Annotated in this window: 15 protein-coding genes and 3 pseudogenes; 8 read left to right on the plus strand and 10 right to left on the minus strand. The window is 66.1% G+C overall.

The features are described 5' to 3' along the window. Nucleotides 1-375: 375 nt before the first annotated feature. Nucleotides 376-878 (plus strand): annotated as a pseudogene (locus tag HUT19_RS42510) (helicase associated domain-containing protein); the annotation flags it as partial. A gap of 77 nt (nucleotides 879-955) precedes the next feature. Here HUT19_RS42510 and HUT19_RS00460 read toward each other — a convergent pair. Next, nucleotides 956-1,429, minus strand: a complete 474-nt coding sequence (locus HUT19_RS00460) for a DUF3592 domain-containing protein (RefSeq protein ID WP_254885336.1) — start codon at nucleotides 1,427-1,429, stop codon at nucleotides 956-958. A 155-nt stretch (nucleotides 1,430-1,584) separates the two neighbouring features. On the opposite strand from HUT19_RS00460, the pseudogene HUT19_RS42515 reads away from it, so the two are divergent. The 4 genes and pseudogenes from HUT19_RS42515 to HUT19_RS00475 all read left to right on the plus strand — a co-directional run. Further along, a pseudogene (locus tag HUT19_RS42515) lies at nucleotides 1,585-1,894 on the plus strand (helicase); the annotation flags it as partial. A gap of 357 nt (nucleotides 1,895-2,251) precedes the next feature. After that, complete coding sequence (locus HUT19_RS00465) at nucleotides 2,252-3,628, plus strand: IS1380 family transposase (RefSeq protein ID WP_176178549.1); 1,377 nt, start codon at nucleotides 2,252-2,254, stop codon at nucleotides 3,626-3,628. Between the two features lie 578 nt (nucleotides 3,629-4,206). Beyond that, on the plus strand, nucleotides 4,207-5,385 hold the full coding sequence (locus tag HUT19_RS00470; protein WP_176178550.1) for an MAB_1171c family putative transporter: 1,179 nt from the start codon (nucleotides 4,207-4,209) through the stop codon (nucleotides 5,383-5,385). Nucleotides 5,386-5,399: 14 nt separating this feature from the next. Next, the gene (locus HUT19_RS00475) at nucleotides 5,400-6,521 is read left to right on the plus strand and encodes a serine hydrolase domain-containing protein (protein ID WP_176178551.1); all 1,122 of its coding nucleotides are present in this window, start codon (nucleotides 5,400-5,402) and stop codon (nucleotides 6,519-6,521) included. Between the two features lie 195 nt (nucleotides 6,522-6,716). On the opposite strand, the pseudogene HUT19_RS00480 reads toward HUT19_RS00475, so the two are convergent. Then, nucleotides 6,717-6,921, minus strand: a pseudogene (locus tag HUT19_RS00480) (transposase); the annotation flags it as partial. 199 nt (nucleotides 6,922-7,120) lie between these two features. Between HUT19_RS00480 and HUT19_RS00485 the strand changes: the two are divergent. Then, entirely contained in the window at nucleotides 7,121-7,609 is a 489-nt protein-coding gene (locus tag HUT19_RS00485; RefSeq protein WP_176178552.1) for a hypothetical protein, read from the plus strand. A gap of 1,560 nt (nucleotides 7,610-9,169) precedes the next feature. Here the strand turns inward: HUT19_RS00485 and HUT19_RS00490 are convergent. The 7 genes from HUT19_RS00490 to HUT19_RS00520 all read right to left on the minus strand — a co-directional run bounded on the left by HUT19_RS00490 (nucleotide 9,170) and on the right by HUT19_RS00520 (nucleotide 18,075). Next, nucleotides 9,170-9,622 carry a hypothetical protein gene (locus tag HUT19_RS00490; protein WP_176178553.1) on the minus strand — a complete coding sequence of 151 codons (453 nt, stop codon included), beginning with the start codon at nucleotides 9,620-9,622 and terminating at the stop codon, nucleotides 9,170-9,172. Nucleotides 9,623-9,870: 248 nt separating this feature from the next. After that, nucleotides 9,871-12,429, minus strand: coding sequence for an ATP-dependent RecD-like DNA helicase (locus tag HUT19_RS00495; protein ID WP_176178554.1), 2,559 nt, complete (start codon nucleotides 12,427-12,429; stop codon nucleotides 9,871-9,873). Nucleotides 12,430-12,478: 49 nt separating this feature from the next. Then, a complete protein-coding gene (locus tag HUT19_RS00500) occupies nucleotides 12,479-13,357 on the minus strand; it encodes a DUF6083 domain-containing protein (RefSeq protein ID WP_254885338.1) in 879 nt (292 codons plus the stop codon). A 180-nt stretch (nucleotides 13,358-13,537) separates the two neighbouring features. Further along, the gene (locus HUT19_RS00505; protein ID WP_176178555.1) at nucleotides 13,538-13,801 is read right to left on the minus strand and encodes a helix-turn-helix transcriptional regulator; all 264 of its coding nucleotides are present in this window, start codon (nucleotides 13,799-13,801) and stop codon (nucleotides 13,538-13,540) included. A gap of 816 nt (nucleotides 13,802-14,617) precedes the next feature. Further along, complete coding sequence (locus HUT19_RS00510) at nucleotides 14,618-15,736, minus strand: helix-turn-helix transcriptional regulator (protein WP_176178556.1); 1,119 nt, start codon at nucleotides 15,734-15,736, stop codon at nucleotides 14,618-14,620. A 33-nt stretch (nucleotides 15,737-15,769) separates the two neighbouring features. Next, the gene (locus HUT19_RS00515) at nucleotides 15,770-16,030 is read right to left on the minus strand and encodes a hypothetical protein (RefSeq protein ID WP_176178557.1); all 261 of its coding nucleotides are present in this window, start codon (nucleotides 16,028-16,030) and stop codon (nucleotides 15,770-15,772) included. 674 nt (nucleotides 16,031-16,704) lie between these two features. Then, nucleotides 16,705-18,075, minus strand: coding sequence for an IS701 family transposase (locus HUT19_RS00520; RefSeq protein ID WP_254885339.1), 1,371 nt, complete (start codon nucleotides 18,073-18,075; stop codon nucleotides 16,705-16,707). Between the two features lie 203 nt (nucleotides 18,076-18,278). Here HUT19_RS00520 and HUT19_RS00525 point away from each other — a divergent pair, with 203 nt between their 5' ends. Continuing rightward, nucleotides 18,279-18,773: a winged helix-turn-helix domain-containing protein gene (locus HUT19_RS00525; RefSeq protein ID WP_176178559.1), complete on the plus strand. Its 495-nt coding sequence runs from the start codon at nucleotides 18,279-18,281 to the stop codon at nucleotides 18,771-18,773. A gap of 41 nt (nucleotides 18,774-18,814) precedes the next feature. Continuing rightward, a complete protein-coding gene (locus tag HUT19_RS00530) occupies nucleotides 18,815-19,345 on the plus strand; it encodes a transposase (protein ID WP_254886098.1) in 531 nt (176 codons plus the stop codon). A 64-nt stretch (nucleotides 19,346-19,409) separates the two neighbouring features. Here the strand turns inward: HUT19_RS00530 and HUT19_RS00535 are convergent, their stop codons facing one another. After that, a complete protein-coding gene (locus tag HUT19_RS00535) occupies nucleotides 19,410-20,780 on the minus strand; it encodes an IS701 family transposase (RefSeq protein ID WP_254885339.1) in 1,371 nt (456 codons plus the stop codon). Nucleotides 20,781-20,860: the final 80 nt, after the last annotated feature.

The raw sequence follows: 20,860 nt of genomic DNA on the forward strand, positions 1-20,860 counted from the left end.
CCGAAAAGGCCGGCACTTCACCGGCCACCACCGCTCCGGCCCGCGTAGACCTTCCACGCTCCGCCGCCCGCCCCCAGGTCACCACAAACGACAGAAAATACCCCGCTTCGTGTGCGGGCTTGCCCGCTTATGCGCGAACACGCCCCCATACCCGACACACAGCGGAACGACTCTGCCATCCGTTACAGAACGTCACGGATCTCCGGTTCTGAAACAGCTTCTGAGCGAGGGGCCCGCTGCTGCGAGGGCGGGCCCTTCGCGCTTGCACCAGCCGTTTACTGCTTGTGCCAGTTGCACAGGTGATCGGGGACCAGGACCGGGTTCAGGGCGTAGTCCCACGACACATCCGGCGCCCACCCCTCCAGATCCCACGTCTGGAACCGCCCGTGGCCGCTGGACTGGCAGCAGCACTACCGCGTGCTCGCCGACCTCGCCGATACCGAAGCCGACGGTGTGCTGCCCGACATCCAGCCGGGCGTGCGGTTCGACGGCGACGACCTCGGACGGTGGCTCAAGCAGCAGAAGAAGCCGGGCACCTGGGCACAGCTGTCGACCGAACAGCAGGAGCGTCCAGGCTGGGCGTACAGCCTGCTGAGGCGCCGTCTCCCGCCCTGACGGCCGCGCGAGCGAAGGAGGGGCCCGAGCAAGGCGCAGCAGGCGTTCCAACAAGACCTGACAGCCCTCACGCAGTGGGTCGACCGAGAAGTCGTCCACCGGCCCGTACCACGAGGGCACGCTGAGAAGATCGCTGTCAACGGCGAGAACCGGTGCTCGTGAAGCTGGATGTGTGGGTCTCCAACACCAAATCGAGGCGCAACAAGCTCACCCGAGAGCAGTTGGACGCCCTGCGGGAGCTGGGCATCGAATGGGCGGCATGACGTCATCATGCGGGTGCGGCCACTGAGCGCCACAGTTGGCCATTTTGTACATCGCAGTTCGCCACTAAACACACAGCCTAGGAACGCCACCGCCTCGCCCTGACAACGGCCGTCCCGATCCCCGCCATCGCCAGCCCGACCCCACCGAAGACCAGCGGCAGCAGCCACAGCGAGGCGAACCCGTTGATCCGCGCGTCCTCGGGGGAATCGGCGCGGTACAGCACCTCGACCCGGTCACCCTCCTCGTACGAGGGGGGATTGGAACCCGTCGAACTCCGGAACGTCCTCCGCGCGCCGTCCGCCGACGTGAACTCGACCACCGGGTATGCCGCGGGCTTGTCGTTCTCCCGCTCCTTGCCGGATGCGCCGTGGTCGTCGTTGCGCCAATCCAGCGCTACCACCGTGCCCCGGGCACGCTCCGCATCCGCCAGGAACGAGACCGACACCCCCGCCAGGATCAACCCGACGACCAAGAACACCGTCCCGAACGCGATCGCCCCGAACCCGATCCACCGGCGGACGACACGCCCACGTCCCTGAACCTGCACCACTTCCCCCTCACTCGCCCGGAGTGAAAGGAACGCTATCCCAGGTGCCCGGCCGCCATGCTCCCGCCTCGGGCGGTTGGGCGACTACGAAGCTCAGTATCGACCACTCCTGGAGTCATACCCAGCGACCCGCTGTCCCAGCCTCGGCCTCGTGACCGCGGCGCGAGGTCCCGCGGCAGTTCGCAGGCGACACCGACGATGCTGGCCATCGCGTGCACCGGTCCTTGTCGTATCCGTGCTCGTGCTCGGGGAGGCTGCCGACATCACCGGTGAGCCCCGGGGGTGAAAGCGAGCTGCTTCACCGACACCCCCGGCTGTAGACGGAGATCGTGCAGAACATCGGACGGGCACTGCGGCTCAACCACGACGGGCAGCACGAAGGTGGCCGCGATCACGCCCGTGGTCCCTGGAGCCGACGAGGATCCGACCAACATGGACGCAAGCGCGAGCTTCAAGCCCCTCGTAGCCGCACACGTCAGAGCCCCCTCTTCACACGTCGTGTTGACGGCAGTCGGCCCCCAGGCAGTTGTGGTCGACTGCGCGCAGTGGCCCCTCCACACGGCCACATCACACACCCTCAGCACGCTCACCAGCTCCAGCAGCCCGTGGCCTCTCTCAGGTCGAGCAACCGGCGATGCAGGAAGCCGTCATCCTCGCGCAGCGCGGCATGGAGTAGGAGCCAGAACGGGCGCGGACGGCCTAGCCTCGCGCTTTCACGAGGCGGGCTGTCCGACTGGTGATCAAGAAAGCAGAAAGTGCCTCTGACCAGCGAGAATGAGGATTGCTGAGGTCCTTGTTCCCGCCACCGCCGGAGGCACTTTCCAGGTGAAGAAGCGTATCGGGTCCTACCCGCGTGTCCGCGTCGAGGGCGGCGGTCGTGGGGTCGTCTCGCAGGCCGGGGCCGTGCTGCTGGTCGAGACGATCCGCAAGTCCGGTCTCGACACGGCGATATCGGCGGCGCTTGAGCCGTGGCGGAAGGCCCGGGCGGTGCACGATCCGGGCAAGATCCTGCTGGATGTCGCGCTCGCGGTGGCACTCGGCGGGGACTGCCTGGCCGACGTGGGCTTGCTGCGGGCTGAGCCGGCCGTGTTCGGGCCGGTAGCCTCCGACCCCACGGTCTCCCGGCTGATCAACACGCTGGCGTCGGGCGGACAGCGGGTCCTGGCAGCACTGCGCACCGCCCGTGCTGAAGTACGCGAACGCGTATGGCGGTTGGCCGGTGAAGCAGCGCCGGACACGGGCGGGCAGGTGATCGTGGACATCGACGGCGTCCTCGTCCTGGCCCACTCCGAGAAGCAGGACGCAGCCGCGACCTGGAAGAAGACGTTCGGCCACCACCCGCTGATGGGATTCGTCGACCACGGCCGCAGCGGGTCCGGCGAGCCGGTCGTGGGCCTGCTGCGGCCCGGCAACGCGGGCTCCAACACCGCCGCCGACCACATCGAGGCCACCAGACTGGCCCTGGCCCAGTTGCCGAAACGGCTCCGGCGCGGCCGGCAGACGCTGATCCGTACCGACTCCGGCGGAGGCACCCACGAGTTCGTCGCCTGGCTCGCCCGGCGCGGAAGGTGGCTGTCGTACTCGGTCGGCATGACCATCACCGACGCCATCCACCAGGCCGTCCTGAAGGTCCCGGCCTCGGCCTGGACACCGGCCGTCGAACCCGACGGCGACATCCGCGACGGCGCCTGGGTTGCCGAACTCGGCGGCGACTGCCTGACCGGCTGGCCCAACGGGCTGCGGCTGATCGTGCGGAAGGAACGGCCGCACCCCGGTGCCCAGTTGCGCTTCACCGACGCCGACGGCATGCGGTTGACCTGCTTTGCCACCAACACAGCGGGCGAGGCGATCGCCGCCCTTGAACTGCGCCACCGCCAGCGTGCCCGTGCTGAGGACCGCATCCGCGCCGCCCGCGCCACCGGCCTGCGCAACCTTCCCCACCACGGCGCCGCACAGAACCAGATCTGGCTGGAGATCGTCCAGATCGCCCTGGACCTGCTGGCCTGGATGCCCCTGCTCGCTCTCACCGGCAAGGCCCGCCTGTGGGAGCCCCGCCGCCTTCGGCTTCGGCTGTTCTCCGCCGCCGCGCAGCTCATCACCACCGGCCGCCGCCGCTACCTCCGCCTGGCCAGGCACTGGCCCTGGGCCGACGTGATCAGCGATGCCCTGGACCGGCTCCGCGTCCTCCCGAACCCCGGCTGACCGGCACGTTCCCGTCCCTGCGAGCAGCACCACCCCCGACCGGAGCCGTGGAACCCGGCGCCCACCCGACGCGACAACCGGGCCGTCAGCCTGCCCAGACGCCGAAACCCCCACCCCAAAGAGTCCGCCAGCAAACTGACGACCCCTCATGAACGATCGAGGCTAAGCGAGCGGCGCGGTCATCCTCTCCATCTGATCCCTATTGCCATGCGGGCCGCACAGCCGTGCGGTCTTTGGATAGCCTCGGACGCTGCCGACTTCATCATATTCGAAGCCAAGACTACGCGGCCTCATCAGGACCACATCATCGTGCACGAGCTGGCTCACATGATCTGTGAACATCGCAGCAGCTCATCCCTGGACGATGCGACCGCCCGATTGATGTTTCCGGATCTGAATCCAGAGCTCGTACGGAACATGCTGCAGCGTGCAAACTATTCTGATGCCCAGGAACAAGAAGCTGAGATGATGGCGACTCTGATTCTCGCCACGCAGAACGCCGGAATCACTAGGCCCCCAACTCCCGCGCTGGGGGCACTCAGCAGGGCGCTGGGAATCACTCAAAGGCGACGCCGACTGTGACGATCAGCGAATTACGGAGTTTCGGGATTGGCTTGGAGACGGCTGGCATCGCCTACTTGTGGTTGGCAGTGGTGCTACGTGCTCCGACCGCCATGCGTTCAAGCGAGCAACGGGTCCTGTGGCTAGCGGTCCTGGGTGCCGCAGCCGCAGTGACGCTCCATCTGCAATGGGCCAACGACCTCATGTATCAAGCCACTGGACCCACCCATCTGACCGCGTTGGCACGAAACCTGTTCGGCGTTCTCACCTCTGCCGCCGTACTGGACTTCGTGTTCCTGGCGATTCGCGGCCGTCACACGTACCTGCTGTACGGTGTAGCCGGGCTCGTGATGACCGCGCTCGCCTGGCTAGATCTAGCCGCAGAACCACACGTGTCACACACGATCCCTTCCGTTAGTGATCCCACCCCGTCCGGGACATACTGGGTGGTCCTCATCACCGTCAATCTCAGCACGAACCTGGTGTGCGCAACTGCCTGCTGGTGGTATAGCCGTGCGAGTTTAGACCTCGCTCTACGTGTCGGATTGCGGCTCTTCGGCCTCGGTGCTGTCTTCGCCGGAGCGTACTGGCTACTCAGCGCTACCTACATCGGGATGCGATACTCGTGGATCCCATCGATCACTCCACTTCTGCTGGGTTGTTATGCCATCTCAAGAGCGAGCGCGATCTGCGTCCCCTTCGGGACTGCGGCGGCGCTCGCGCTCAGACGCGTCCGGATCTTGTGGCAGCTCTGGCCGCTGTGGCGTGACTTGGTCGACGCAGTGCCCGACGTCCGCCTGGTGCAGACTCAACAACGCGGCCTTGATTTCCTGCGGCGCTCTAACCCGTTGGGCTTGTGTCTCTACCGGACAGTGATCGAGATCCGTGACGCCGTTCTCAATCTGCGTGCCTACATCCCCCAGGCAGTATTAGATGACGTTCGGGCACAGCTTGAACACGATGGCTCGTCCCCTACCGAGGTCGATCCCCGCGTGACAGCCTGCTGGTTGCGCATAGCGCGACACGCAAAGGCAAGCGGTGCGCCCCTACTGCGCGGTGATCTGACCATCCCGGTCCTCGGAGGTGCAGACCTCCCTGGCGAGATCGAGTTCCTACGCAAAGTCGCCAAGGCTGACACTTCACCTCAGCTCCGCGAAGTCGCCGCCAGCCTTAACCGCCCGATAGCGACGCGCTGAGATCGGAGATCGACATGAAAATTCAAGGCAACTGTAGCGATCAGTTCAGCGCAGTACGGGAGGCGTTCGCCGACTCCCTACGCAGCGGAGCGGATGTCGGTGCCTCGGTGGCGATCTACCTCGACGGCGAACCCGTCGTCGACCTGTGGGGAGGCTACACCGACCAGGAGCGTACCCAACCATGGCAGCGCAACACCATCACCAACGTGTGGTCCACTACGAAGACGATGACCGCGCTGTGTGTCCTCGTCCTCGCCGACCGCGACGAGCTCGACCTGACCGCACCGGTCACAAAATATTGGCCCGAGTTCGGTACCGCAGGAAAAAATCACATCGAGATCCGGCACCTGCTTGGCCACACCGCTGGTCTCCCCGACTGGGACCAGCCAATGAACCTCGACGACCTGTGCGATTGGGAGAAGGCCACCACCCTGCTGGCCCGCCAATCGCCCCGCTGGGAACCTGGCGCGGCTTCTGGCTACCACCGGTTCACCCACGGCTTTTTGATCGGCGAGGTCATCCGCCGCATCTGCCAGCAGCCAATCGGCACATTCTTCGCCGACCACATTGCTGCCCCACTCGATGCCGATTTCCACATCGGGCTCGCAGTCAAACACGACCACCGTGTCTCCGATGCCATCCCCGCACACGGCCCCGCACCCGCAGCCAACCCGCGGGTGGCCATTCCGGTCGGCACCTACGTGACTGCCCAGGATACCTGGAGCGCACAGTGGCGCCGCGCCGAGATTCCTGCAGCGGCAGGCTTCGGAAACGCACGATCTGTAGCCGCCGTCCAAGCGGTACTCGCCTCCGGAGGCCAAACGCCCTCAGCGCGCCTTCTGTCCGAAGCTACCTGCCGCATGGTGTTCGACGAGCAGTCCCACGGCATGGACCTCGTGCTCGGCATCCCCGTGCGCTTCGGAATGGGTTACGCCTTGAAGGCTGGCGACGCACCGGTGGGGATGCCCAACCTCCACACCTGCTACTGGGGCGGAAGGGGCGGATCATTGGTCGTCAATGACCTCGACGCGCGCATGACCATCGCCTACGTGATGAATCAGATGACCCACCTCGGCCTCACCGACCCACGCAGCCACAAGCTCCTTCAAACCGCCTACGAAGCACTGGCACTCTGACGGAGAGCCCTGTCGGGCCGCGATCTTCGACGAAGACGACCAAGCACTCGGCCAGTTCCACAAACTGCCCGGCCCCGACCTGTGGTGGTGGCGGCGACACCCCCGCCTCCTCACCGGAGACCTCGGGCGTTCGCTTCGCTCGGCCGGTGCCAATCGGCACCGCCCCTGGCACAACATGACCCTCAGCCTCGCGGGTTACGGGACAACTCTTGAGCCGAGTTGTCGATGGGTGATTAGACAGCAGGCGAGTCTGGGGAACGCTTCGTGGATGTCGGCCCGTCGTTCCCATCGGATCCGCAGGCGTCGGAAGCCGTGCAGCCACGCAAAACTGCGCTCGATCACCCAACGGTAGATGCCCCAGCCCCGTGCCATGCCGCGTTCCACGGCGGGCGATGGCCGGCACGAAGCCGCTTCCGGGAGTGGTTTGCGGCCCGGATATCGGAAGCGCCGGGTAGCAGCGGTTCGATCCGCTCCCACAGTTCATCCGACACGACCCACGGAGACGCCCTCATGACCTGACCAACCGATGAAGGTCGGGCTGGGACACGATGATCGGTTCGGATACCGTCCGAGCGATCAGACTTCACCAGGGGGATGGGATGAACGCTGAAACCGTCACCGCGGTATGCGCGGTCGTGATCGCCGTCGCGTCGCTGATCGTCTCGGTCTACCAGACGCACGCCATGCGGCAACACAACCGCCACTCATTGCGCCCGATACTCCAACTGCACCGCGGTTGGCCGCCGGGAGGCAGGGCGGGGATCCGGCTCATCAATTCCGGACTCGGGCCGGCGGTCATCGTCGACAGCACGCTCACCGTCGATGACGAAGTGCTCGGCGCCTGGAACGCACGCAGTGTCGACCGCGTCCGAGGCCTCCTGTCGGTGCGCCCATCCGCTGTGACCTGCAACCAAGGAGAGGTCATCGCCACCGACTACGAGCAGTACGTGTTGAGTGTGGCCAGCTACGACCCGCAGAACCACGCCGAAGTCGAGGACCTGATCAATCGGCGGCTCACGCTCATGATCCGCTACGAGTCCCTCTATGGCGGAGAGAACTACACAGCCTTCCTAGGACCCATCCGTTGACCGGACGCTCCGCACCATGCCGCCGATCATTCTGTTAGAGCTTGTAAAGGCGGCCCTATGCAGAGTGTGCACCAGTGGCAGCTCCTGGGAGGAGGACCCCTGACAGCCGGCTCCTGGACCTCGACGCTCCTCTGCGGCGTGTGCGGAACTCGCCGACCTCTTACATCACGCAGGACGAACCGCTTCCCCATCAGGTTTTCGGTTGAATTCGAAACCGAGGTTCGGCGTCCGGATTTGGGGCACGGCCATGGACGAAAACGGCCGGGCGAGAGCAGTACATATCCGCCAAAGTCTCCTGTGGATCAAGCCATGCCGCACCCGGACACTCGACGCGATGCTCGTTCACGAGTTGGCTGCCTGTCGGTATGTATTTGACGAGGGGGGCGCACTAGATGCGTTTTGGCTTGAGAAGACCTGTGGCGAGAGTCGGCTTGCTCACAGCTGCTGTGCTGTCGTCGGTCACTGTTCCGTCTGCGGATGCGCACAGCCCGGTATCCAACGAGTTGAGCGTGGAGTCGTATGTCTTACCTGTGGGTGCGGCAGCACCGTCGATGAAGGAGCTGCAATCCGCGGGTTTCCGAGCGGACCTTGCCCGCCGCACTCGACAGCAGTCTGCTGAGGCTTTGCACGTGCCGATGGAGGTTGTGGGGCCGGCCCGCTCTTACGCTGGAGCGGCCAGTGAACGGTCGGCTATGGCATCGTCTGAGCCCTCCGTTCGAGGGCAGCGTGCCGCTGGCGTGTCCTACCCGGAGCCTTCTCGTTCGATGACGGCGACGGAGTGCCGGAATGGGCTGGGTTCCGACAGGAAGCTGTTCATCAAGTCGCGGTTCGCGATCTGTTCGGGGGCCGTGTTTCGGCAGACGTGGACCAGGCGCGGGCGTCCTGTCGGCTGGAGCCACTTTATCGTGCTGGCTGTTGGAACCATAGCCAAGGACAGTCGCGAAGTCCGCTACCAGTACTACTTCACCAAGATGGAGAAGGGCGGAAGGACCAAGACGGACCAACTCTTGATCACGCCGAAGGGCAACATCCCTCAGACCTGGCCTTCACGGGTGCATGTGCAGCAGGGCGGCAGGGTGCCTGGTACCAAGAGCTTCGATCAGTTCCGTCGAGCAAGTACGTTCACTCATACCGTCAAGGTGGATCCAGGCCAGGGAAGCAGCGGCTCCCTTGACATGGTGGAAATGGTCTATCAACCGTCCATCAAATTGGCCTTCCCGCGAGGAGTTAACGGCGCCCGCGGTGGGAACCTCTTCATGCTTCCCCCGCGCTGGGAGGCGGCCAAATACCTGCGGAACTCCACCGGTGGCGGGGATCCTCGGAAGCGAGGCGGTGCTTCGTTCGCTGTCATGGCGACACTGAAGTACAGCGCTAAGTCTGGTGCCGCCGAAAAGGCAGTGGCTCAGCACATCAAGAAGGCATTCACTCGCCCTGCTGAAACCAAGCCGTACATGTCAGCGAAGAACGTACCCGGACAGACTCCCCAGACTCAGCTTCACCGCCTGTACGGGGATACTCGCCGGCATGACACAAACAGGAGACAGGCTGTCGTCGTCAACACTAAGATGTCGGCCAGAATTGAACCAGGTACTGCTCGATGCCGTCGGCTACACCCTCTTCTTGAGAGATTCGTTCCACCTCAGTACGACCTGAGCAGTGGACACGAACCCTCCAGGTGCCTGGAGATGTCAGCTGAAAGCTGTGATCGCGGCCCTCGGTCCATACTGCCACTTCCCCTGACGTGGATTCAAAATCCACCTCGGCTTGAAAGTCCCACCGTTGCCGCTCATCTGGCGGAGGCACTGCATCCCAGACCTCCACTGCCACGTTGGCTGTGTGGGTATGGCCGGCGCTGAGGATGTCGAAGCGTCCCTGGAATTCACTCAAGAATGAATCGGCAGCCGATTCGTCAGGGTACTCGACCGGGACTCGCGATTCATCGGATTCTTGAAAGCACCAACTGTAATAGGTGACATGGACTCTTAAGTCTTCGGTTAGCTTCAAGTTGGCCACTGAGACTCCAAGGGCGTTTTAGGTGAGTATCTCACATATTCAGTCGTGTCCAGCCAGCACTCATGCAGCAGGAACAGTAATGGGACGCCAAAGACTCGCCCTGCTAGACACGGGCCTGGAAGCACGAGGTGTCGGGCACTCAGAAACAAGGTATGCCTTCGGGCCTTCAGCTCGCCGAGGTTCTCCACGGCTCCGTTCCAGCACTGCGCGTTGCGACAGGGCGGAGCGGGTCCTGGAGGCGAGCATCTTCATGCGAGGGTGAGTTGTCCAACGAGGTGGTTGGCGTGTGCCCGGGGTGGGGCTGTGGTTGGTTGTCGGATGCGGTGGTCGAGGGCGGTGAAGCGGCGTCGGGTGTGGGTGTTGGCGAGGGCTTGATGGACGGCGGCGGGCTGGCCGATGAGCATGACGCCGCGGCGTGCTCGTGTGACAGCGGTGTAGAGCAGGTTGCGTTGGAGTAGTTGGCTGGCGGAGGTGGCCATCGGGATGACGACGTAGGGGTATTCGCTGCCCTGGGATCGGTGGACGGTCAGGGCGTAGGCGTGGAGGAGTTCGTCGAGGTCGGTGAAGTGGTAGGGGACGCGTTCGCCGTCGGTCAAGGTGACGGTAAGGTAGTGGTCCTGGGCGTCGATGGCGGTGATGGTGCCGCTGGTTCCGTTGAAGACGCCGTTGTTCCCGCGGTGGGGTTGGTTGCGGATCTGCAGGACGCGGTCTCCGAGGCGGAAGATCCGTCCCTCGTGGTGATGCTGGGGCTTGTCGGGTGCGTGTGGGTTGAGACGGGCCTGTAGTCGCATGTTGAGGGCAAGGGTGCCGGTCACGTGGCGTCGTGCGGGGCAAAGGACCTGGATGGCCTCGGACGTCGTGTTGAAGTGCTGCGGAATGTGTGTGGCAACGAGGTCGACGACGTGTTGTGCGATGTGGTTGGCGTTTTCAAGGGGGCGGCAGCCGAAGATGCCTGGTGCGGGCTGGGGTGGCTGGCCTCGCAGGATGCGGTGCGCGTTGTCGATGATCGCCGTGCTGCCGTCATCCTGGCGGAAGATGCGGGTGAGCCGGGTGCGGGGGATTTCAGGGACGGCCAGAAGGTCTCGCAGGACGCGGCCCGGCCCGACGCTGGGGAGCTGGTCGGTGTCGCCGACCAGGAGCAGATGACAGCCTGTGCGGATGGCCGCGGTGAGTCTGGCGGCGAGCTGGACGTCGAGTATGGAGGCTTCGTCAATGACGATGAGGTCGGCTGCGTCCACCGGCGTGTGCTCGCCGCGGCTGCCGGAGGGTCTGGGTGGGGGGTTGAGCAGACGGTGGATGGTCGTGGCCGGGTGTCCGGCGGCTTCCTCCATGCGCTTGGCGGCCTTCCCGGTGGGGGCAGCCAGCGCGACGCCGATCCCGGCCGTGTTGGCGATCGCGACGAGGGTGCGCAGGGCATGGGTTTTGCCGCAGCCGGGGCCTCCGGTCAGGACCGATAGAGGTGTGGTGAGCGCGGTCAGGACAGCGCGCCGCTGCTCGTCGGTCAGGTTGTCGGGAGCGCCCTGGGTGAGCTGGCTGACCCAGTCGGTGTGCTCAGCCAGGGTGGGCGGGGCGCGGTGGAGGCGCAGGATGTCTTCGGCCAGGCCAGCCTCAGCTCGGTGCATGGATGTGAGGCTGACGACGGTGGTCGCGTGAAAGAGCTCCGTGTCTTCGACAGCGGGCACGGGGAGGTTCTCTAGGACCGTCTCGCCGCGGGAACGCAAGGTGCTCAGGGCCTGGCGCAGGATCGGGTCTTCGAGGATGTCGGTGGTGGTGGGGTCGTGGTCGGTGAGGAGGTGGCGTGTACGGGCGAGGAGGACGCGTTCGGGCAGGTGGCAGTCGCCTCGGGTGCGGGCTTGGGTGAGGGTGTGGAGGAGGGCGGCCTGGAGGCGCTGGTTGCTGTGTTTGGGGATGCCGACAGCGAGTGCGATGCGGTCTGCGGTGTCGAATCCGACGCCGTGGATGTCGTGGCAGAGCTGGTAGGGCGTGTGCCGGACCACTTCCATGGGGTTGCGGTCGCTGTCGGTGTAGGTCTGGTAGATCTTCACCGCCAGGTGGGCTGAGATGTTCAGGCCCTGGAGGAAGACCATGATTTCAGCGATGGCTTTCTGGGTTTGCCACGCCTGGGCGATGCGTTCGAGGCGGGCGGGGCCGATGCCGGTGACTTCCAGGAGGCGTCCGGGTTCGGTGTCGATGATGTGCAGGGTCTGGTCCCCGAAGTGGTTCACGATGGCGGTGGCCAGTGTTTCGCCGATGCCGTGGATGAGTCCGGAGGCGAGGTACAGGCGGGTAGCGCGGGTGGTGGCGGGAAGCGTCCTGTGGCAGACCTCGGTCTTGAACTGGCGTCCGTAACGAGGGTGGTGGGTCCAGGTGCCGGTCAGGCGAAGGCTCTCTCCCGGTTGTGTGCCGAATAGCGCTTTGCCGACGGCAGTGACCGTCTGTGGTGCGCGGTCGTCCTCTGCGACTGTCAGGCGGATCACGGTGTGATGGTCGTGGGTGACGTGGACAAGGTGGTCGACGATTCCGTCGACGCAGTCGCGAGGTGGTGAGCCAGTCAAAGCGGTCACGAGGTTTCTCTTCTCGGCGGGCTGGGTCCGGACGGTGGGTCGCTGATGCGGCCGGTTGCGGTCTGAGTGGTGTTCGTGTGGACACTGCTGGAGAGGCATTGAGCCGCATGTTCGGTGTCCCAGACGCGCAGACCCCGGTGCAGTGGTGGGTGGTGGCGCTGGTGATGGCGCTCTCGAGGGCCACGGGGGCTTTGGTTTCCGGGCTGCTGCGCCGTTCAGGACGGTGGGGATGGTGCCGGCCAAGGCGAGCGGCGGCTTCCTGCGGCTCAGGTCGCGGAAGAGCCGGCGTCTGTCATCTGCGGCCTTGGTGAGTGGGCGGGGTGTCGGGCAGGTGATGGCGGATGTGCTGGTGGTGGGTGTGGGGGTTGAAGGGCTCCCAGGTGGTGCGGGCGATGTCGGCAGCGTCTGGGGCGGTGGTGTGGGTGGTGCAGCGTTGCGCGCGCCAGCGCAGTTGTTCGCTGTATGGGAGGTGGGTGAGGTCGTAGAGGGCCATCCACCATTCGGTGATCGGTAGGTGGTCTGGCTGATGGTCGGAGTGGAGGGGCGCCAGGATCCAGGTGCCGGGGAGAGCGTCGGTGTCGAGGACGGGGTACGGGCAGCGGCGGCGGGCGCGGGTCTGGGCTACGCAGGGGATGTGTTCGAGGGGGCCGGGGGCGAGGTAGCGCAGACACAGGAATTGGACGACCGGCCGGGCTTCGGGCGGTGCCGGATCGCAGGTGGGTGGGCCAAGGTGCGGGGGTGGGGGTGGTGTGAAGTGGCCGGTGTCCTGTAGGCGCCGTGAGGTGAGGGCCAGGTTGCGGCGCAGGGTGTCCAGTGTGGGGTTGCCGGGCTGTGCGGGGGTGGTGGGGCACAGGGCGCGGTGGCGTACGCGGCACCAGGGTGAGCCGTCACCGGATGGGTGGGCGATGCCGGTGTCGATGTGCCACCGCTGGCTTGGAGGTACTGCCGCGGCGGGGAGTTCGTGAGGGTGGAGTGGGACGGGATTGTGGCTAGCTGTGCAGTCGTACCACTCGATGTGGTTGCCGCAGTCGGAGCATCGGCTCTGCTGGGCGGTGCGCAGCAGGCGGGTGGGGCTGTCTGGGGCTACGCGTAGGAAGCGTGGGGGGCGGCGGTTTTTGTAGCTGCCGTCCCAGGCCAGGTCTCCGGCTGCGGGGGTGTTGGTGGCGTGCATGTGCGGGAAGCTGGCAGGCGACACGCTGCGGGATGTGCAGCATGGCCGCCGGTGTCCCCTGAGCGGCCGCAAGAGGTCGTACTTGCGTTCTTTTCTCGGACTGACGTTCTGGGGGGTGTCGTCAGTTCGGGTGGCGCCGATTGTTGGGGCTCGGGCGGGCCTTGCGTGGGAGCAGGCGGGTTAGGAGGTCGGCGTTGCCGGTGGTTCGTGGCCTTCGCAGAGGGTGCCCAGGAGTTGGTCGATGGGGGTGTCCAGGGCGTGGGCGAGGGCGTGCCAGGTCTGGAGTGTGCCGATGGTGCGACCCTGCTCGATCTCGATGAGGGTGCGGCGTGACAGGCCGCTTCGGGCGGCGAGTTCGTCATAGGACCACCCATGCGCGGCCCGCAGCCGGGAGAGCTCGAGGCGGAGCTCGTCGAGGTTGGGGTCGGGCGGGAAGATCGTCACCCGCCTATCGCACGGTGCAGACCCCTGCCCTGTCAGTGCAGACCTCTGCCCTATTTCGACTGGAGTCGCCCAGTCCGAGCAGGGCAGAGGTCTGCACTACTGTGCCGCCGCCAGCCCGCTCACACCCGAAACGGGAGCCACGGGCATGGCTGGCTGCCCTCAAGCACAGGACGGAGGATGACGACCCATGGGGTCCGGCGCGACCACTCCCCCGGTACGGCGCACCTGGACAGTAGAGATCCGCCCGCATGCGCGGAGCCTGGTCCTGCTGTGCCCACATTGCGACCCCACCCCCGTCAATGCCGGACCTGCGGCAGTTCACGCGACCGTAGTTGCCCACTTGGCACAACACGCACGCAGTGAGACCCTGGCACCTCACCTGCGGACCTGTCAGTGCGGCGAACACGCCTGCCGCTGGCACCCACGGCACCGCGGTTGCGACGGCCCCCTGGCACTACTCCTCGCCCGCGACCACAGCGGCAGCTTCTGGCGCCTGGCCGACACCTGCCGCGCCTGCTCCATGGTCACTCCGCACTCAGCAGTAGTGCCCGAACACCGTCACACCCCGACAACCCACGCTCCTGACACCCCTGCGCGGCTTCCGGAGGAAGATGTGAGGTGCGAAACCTTCGACAGCTACCTCTGGTGGACCGACGAACCACATCTTCTCTTCTGACACGGAGGCCCTCCCCTCCCCCGCGGCCGTTTCCCCAGCCGGATACAGCCGGTTAAGCCATGAACTGCGGGAGAAGGAAGAGCACCAGGGCAGCTCCACAAAGATGCTAGGGCCATCTATAAGACTCGCTGACCAGGAGACTAGAGGGGAGCGGCAATTATTCCGTGTTGAGCTTCAACCTCTGCTTCGACCCAGGCAAGCAAGTCGGTGGAGCGATTGAGCAGTCGCTGCGCCTCATGTCGCAACGCGGTGTCGATGCGGCCGTGTTCGGCCATAGCTACGTACAGCTTCTGCAGAGCCGCGCGGAGCTCTGTGACGGCACGGATTTCGTCCGTTGGATCAGACAGCGGCGCGCGCAATCGAGATCGAGCGAGTTCGAGTTCCTGCATCGCCTGGGTAACTCGGCGGTCAGTGCCATCAGCGCTGTTGCCAATGATGCTGTCTTCTTGTAGGACCTCGTGCGGGTAGACCTCAACGCGGCATCGGCACTCCCTGAGACCTGCCATTTTGTTTACTTCCAATGTGACTGGTCGAAGGCAGACGGTACAGCGCACTCTCCAGGCTGCGGGATCGCTGGTGTGCCATGACAGCAGCTCGTAACCTGCTGCGGCGAGACCTCTCAGAAAACGGGGGCTGGGAAGCCGACGCTCGGCCGGGACAGGGAGAGTTGAGACTTCCTGGGGGCTCATGATGTCGTCTCCGACTCCGGCATGTCCCTGCCAGGCCCTCTTCCACGCTTCGAGCCAGGGCTTTTGATCCACGCCGTGTACGTCGCAGGCGCGCAAAAAAGCCTCGAACTGTGCGCGACTCTGCGGGATCGTCTGCTTGTTGACGATGCGGTGGGCAGTGCTACGCGGCAGCAGTCCGTACCCTCCAGCGCGCGCCTCCATCTCGCGCAGCGGTGGGGCACCCGCTTTGTCGTACAGCTCGACCAGGACTGCACCGAGATCGGCGAAGTCGCGGACAAGTTCGGGGCGTGGCGCGGTCAGGCTAGCGTGTCGACCACGGGCTGAGCGGCGCGCCTCGTAGCGGGCCTCTTTCCATAGCTGCTCGGCGTGGTCTGCCCGAGCTCCGCACGCCGTGGCATAGGCGATGACCACATCCCGGGAGGGAACGCGCACGCCGGATGCAGCGCGCTGAAGCGTGGTGGCGTGGCAGTCGGCCAGCTCCGCAAGCGAGCGGTAGGTCAGGCCGGAGTTGGCGCGAACGGTGCGCAGCCACATGGCTAGGGCGGCGAGCGCTTGGTTGGTTGTCCTCACTGGTGCTTCTCGGCGGCCCATCGTTGCACCGCCTTACGCCCGGTAGGCCAGGTTATGCAGCCCTGATGCTGCCGAGCGTAGCGGAGTCGCGCGCCACAGCTTGACTGTGGTGACTGAAATCAGGGTCGAGCCAGCCAGCGTCTGAAGCATCTGCTCCGGCGGGAGCCCTAGGCCGACAAGGAGGCCGGCCAGGATGAGGATGACGACGATGACGGTCACGTCGGTTCCTGCTTCGCGTCCGGGCGGTATCAGGCAGCTGCTGATGCAGGCGTGGGAGAACAGACGGGTGGGCATGTTTGCTCCTGACGTGGGCTTTCGTCAGCGCAGCTGACGGGGGTTGTTACTGGCTCCAACAACGACCGCATCGCCAGGAGTTGGCGCTCCTAGCGGGCGGTGAGGATATGTTGGCACCAAGAGGCCCCGGTTCGAGACCGGCGTCGGGCATTGATGCCCGGCTGTCCCGCTCGCATGGCTCGTGGAGATGCCCACTGCGGCCGCCAACAGATGATCAAGAATCGTTCAGTAGTCCGGTGATCAGCACACCAGCGAACTGAGGTCGGCTGGCGTGACGAAGATGGGACCGACGGGTACAGAAATTGATGCGGTGTTGCCCCAACGTTCCTTGCGCCAAGCGCCCTTTCAGCGCGACCATCCCCGGGATGACGCGGTTCTGACGTCACGCCCCTGACTGCTACTGGCTCCAACCACAGCACACACCAGGGACTCCCGCATGTTCATGTTGGCGCATGGCCATGCCACGGCCGGTGCCGCCTGATAGGCGGCACCGGCCGTCTTCTTCTCTGACAGCCAACATCCATCGACGACGCATCGCTGCGGTCCTTTGGCGAACGACCACGCCCCGCGGAAAACGCCCGTCTGGTCGCATCAGCACCTGCCGGGGTCCGAAAGTACTTGATCACGTGAGCAAAAGCTCATTACCGGTAGTTCGTTAAATCCGGCGGTAGAGGTCAATGCCGTGTCCGGTGGTGACCGCGTCGATCAGGGCCTGGAGCTCTGAGGGTGGGTCTGTGTCCGTCCAGGCTCGCCACCACCGGGTGAGGGTGATGGCGGGGGTGAGCCAGGACCGGATGGCCCGTAAGGCCCTGGGCCAGCAGGGCTGTTGGGGCTGGTGGGGTTCGGTTGATCCCCCTCTCTGGCCCGTCGTCGGGGCATGGGTCCGGCGCGGTGGCATCCAGGGGTCCCGGTGGGGCGAACCACTGGTCCCAGCAGAAGGAGAAGGCGCAGTTGACCAGGGTCTGGTGGCGGCGGATGGCGCGGTCGGAGCGGACTTGGAAGTCGGCCCAGCCGAGTTCGTCCTTGATCTGTTTGTAGCTCTGCTCGATCCAGGGCCGCAGTCCGTAGAGGTGGACGATCTCGGCGAGGCCCGCCGGCGGGTGCGGGCCGGTGGCAGCGTGGGGTGTGTCGGGGTGGGGCAGGCTGGTGGCCAGGTACCAGGTGGCCTTCTCCGGCAGGCTGCCCGGATCGGTGGTGGCCACGACCAGCCGGCAGGGAGAGTCGGGGCCGTAGCCGCCCAGGCGGGCATCAGCCGCCCACCAGGTCTCGGTGTGCCCGTCACGGAAGTGACGTTCCACGGGCATCCAGTCGCCTGGATGCCTGGCATCGCGCCAGGCCAGTGAGTGTGCGGCTTCGATGGGGGTGTGCGGCTGGTCGGCCGGAGCCCAGGTGCCGCGGTGCGGCTTGAGCGCGACCACGTAGGCCAGGCCGGCCTCGCGCAGTGCGAGGTACCAGTCGTCGCTGACCGAGTAGGCGCAGTCGGCGACCACCGCCCGGCAGCCGAAGCCGGCCTCCTTCCCTCGGGCCGCGAGGGCAGCGGCCAGCTGTGGTTTCGTGCGGAAGTCCGGGTCGGAGCGGCTGCGGGTGAAGTGGTGGGCGGGGGTGTAGGGAGCCGCGTGCAGCGGGTAGTACACACGGCCGTCGGTCCACACCGTGGTCACCGTGACGATGCCGTTGTCCGTCTTGCCGTACCGGCCCAGCCACTGTCGGCCCACGTGCGCGGTGGCCGTGCCGTCCTTACGGTCCCCGGAATCGTCGATCACGATGACCCCGCCGTCGTGCGGAGCCGTCGCCGACTGCTCACGCAGCAGCTCAAGCCGCCGGTCGTTGACCTGCTCGGCCTCCCAAGGGGACTCGGACAGGAAGAACTGCAGCCGCTGCACCCCCGCCGTCCCCGCACCCGCCACCGGCTCCGCCCCTGCCAGGCATGTGATCGTCTTGTTCCGCTCCCGTGGTGCCAGCAGTCCCGTCAGGTACTCGCGAAACCCCCGCCGCTGAGCCAGACTGAAGAAGAGGTCGTCGAACCGCGCCGCATAGTCCTCCAACGGCCCCGGCGCAGGCGGACACGGACGGCGAGCGGTCATCTTCAGCCCCCAGCCAGGTAGTTGACTCCTACCACCGGCCTACGACCAACCCGGCCTGCCGTCAACCCGCACCACCGCCGGATTTAACGAACTACTGGTACTGAGGTTGAACTCGTGGTGTCGTAGGGGCTGACGGCTCGTCGTCTGTGCGGTATCACCAGGACATGCGGTATCCACAAGGGGGCGGGCTGACCGCCGAACGGCAGCAGTTCCGCGAGGAGTTACGGCTGAAGGCGGCTGAGAGGTTCGCCCAGGGTGAGGCGAGCTCGGTGATCGCCAAGGACTTGCGCGTCAGCGTCCGCTCGGTACAGCGGTGGCGGCAGGTGTGGGACGAGGGCGGTCCGCGGGCTCTGCGGTCGCAGGGGCCGGCGTCGCTGCCGCGACTGAGCGATAAGCAGTTCGCCCAGTTGGAGGCAGAGCTGGCCAAAGGGGCGGCCGCTCACGGCTGGGAAGACCAGCGGTGGACCCTGAGCCGCGTGAAGACGGTGATCGGCCGCCGCTTCCACCTGACCTACACGGTCCAGGGCGTGCGCAAGCTGCTGGTCCGTAACGGATGGTCCTGCCAGGTCCCGGCCCGACGGGCGATGGAGCGGGACGACGATGCGGTGGCCGGGTGGGTCAAGGAGGTGTGGCCCTGCGCGGAAGGCTCGCGGCGGTGAGTGGAGCCTGGCTGGTCTTTGAGGACGAAGCCGGATTCTCCATGACGCCGCCGCAGGCGAAAACCTGGTCCCAGCGCGGCCGGACCCCGGTGGTGCGGGTCCGCGGCCGTTCGCGCAGACGGATATCGATCGCTGCGCTGACCTGCTACAAACCCGGCCACCGGTCCCGGCTGATCTACCGGCCGCGCCGGGACGACGGCCCGCGCGACGGACGCAAAAGCTTCTCCTGGCGCGACTACCGGGACCTGCTGATCGCCGCCCACCAGCAGCTCGGCGGCCCGATCGTTCTCGTCTGGGACAACCTGAACGTCCACAAAGCCGCCGACCTGCGGGAATGGGCGGCAGTCCGGGACTGGCTGACCATTTACTACCTGCCGCCCTACGCACCCGACCTCAACCCCGTCGAAGGGATCTGGTCACTGCTGCGGCGCGGTTGGCTTTCCAACGTCGCCTTCAGCACTCCCGAACACCTCGTCCACCGCATCCGACGCGGCTTACGGCACATCCAGTACCGCAGCGACCTCATAGACGGCTGCCTCGCCGAGACCGGCCTGACCATCCGACCCGCCTGAGCACCCCAGCGACATCACGAGTTCAACCTCAGTAACGGTAGTTCGTTAAATCCGGCGGTAGAGGTCAATGCCGTGTCCGGTGGTGACCGCGTCGATCAGGGCCTGGAGCTCTGAGGGTGGGTCTGTGTCCGTCCAGGCTCGCCACCACCGGGTGAGGGTGATGGCGGGGGTGAGCCAGGACCGGATGGCCCGTAAGGCCCTGGGCCAGCAGGGCTGTTGGGGCTGGTGGGGTTCGGTTGATCCCCCTCTCTGGCCCGTCGTCGGGGCATGGGTCCGGCGCGGTGGCATCCAGGGGTCCCGGTGGGGCGAACCACTGGTCCCAGCAGAAGGAGAAGGCGCAGTTGACCAGGGTCTGGTGGCGGCGGATGGCGCGGTCGGAGCGGACTTGGAAGTCGGCCCAGCCGAGTTCGTCCTTGATCTGTTTGTAGCTCTGCTCGATCCAGGGCCGCAGTCCGTAGAGGTGGACGATCTCGGCGAGGCCCGCCGGCGGGTGCGGGCCGGTGGCAGCGTGGGGTGTGTCGGGGTGGGGCAGGCTGGTGGCCAGGTACCAGGTGGCCTTCTCCGGCAGGCTGCCCGGATCGGTGGTGGCCACGACCAGCCGGCAGGGAGAGTCGGGGCCGTAGCCGCCCAGGCGGGCATCAGCCGCCCACCAGGTCTCGGTGTGCCCGTCACGGAAGTGACGTTCCACGGGCATCCAGTCGCCTGGATGCCTGGCATCGCGCCAGGCCAGTGAGTGTGCGGCTTCGATGGGGGTGTGCGGCTGGTCGGCCGGAGCCCAGGTGCCGCGGTGCGGCTTGAGCGCGACCACGTAGGCCAGGCCGGCCTCGCGCAGTGCGAGGTACCAGTCGTCGCTGACCGAGTAGGCGCAGTCGGCGACCACCGCCCGGCAGCCGAAGCCGGCCTCCTTCCCTCGGGCCGCGAGGGCAGCGGCCAGCTGTGGTTTCGTGCGGAAGTCCGGGTCGGAGCGGCTGCGGGTGAAGTGGTGGGCGGGGGTGTAGGGAGCCGCGTGCAGCGGGTAGTACACACGGCCGTCGGTCCACACCGTGGTCACCGTGACGATGCCGTTGTCCGTCTTGCCGTACCGGCCCAGCCACTGTCGGCCCACGTGCGCGGTGGCCGTGCCGTCCTTACGGTCCCCGGAATCGTCGATCACGATGACCCCGCCGTCGTGCGGAGCCGTCGCCGACTGCTCACGCAGCAGCTCAAGCCGCCGGTCGTTGACCTGCTCGGCCTCCCAAGGGGACTCGGACAGGAAGAACTGCAGCCGCTGCACCCCCGCCGTCCCCGCACCCGCCACCGGCTCCGCCCCTGCCAGGCATGTGATCGTCTTGTTCCGCTCCCGTGGTGCCAGCAGTCCCGTCAGGTACTCGCGAAACCCCCGCCGCTGAGCCAGACTGAAGAAGAGGTCGTCGAACCGCGCCGCATAGTCCTCCAACGGCCCCGGCGCAGGCGGACACGGACGGCGAGCGGTCATCTTCAGCCCCCAGCCAGGTAGTTGACTCCTACCACCGGCCT

This window comes from Streptomyces sp. NA02950 (assembly GCF_013364155.1).
GTDB lineage: Bacteria > Actinomycetota > Actinomycetes > Streptomycetales > Streptomycetaceae > Streptomyces.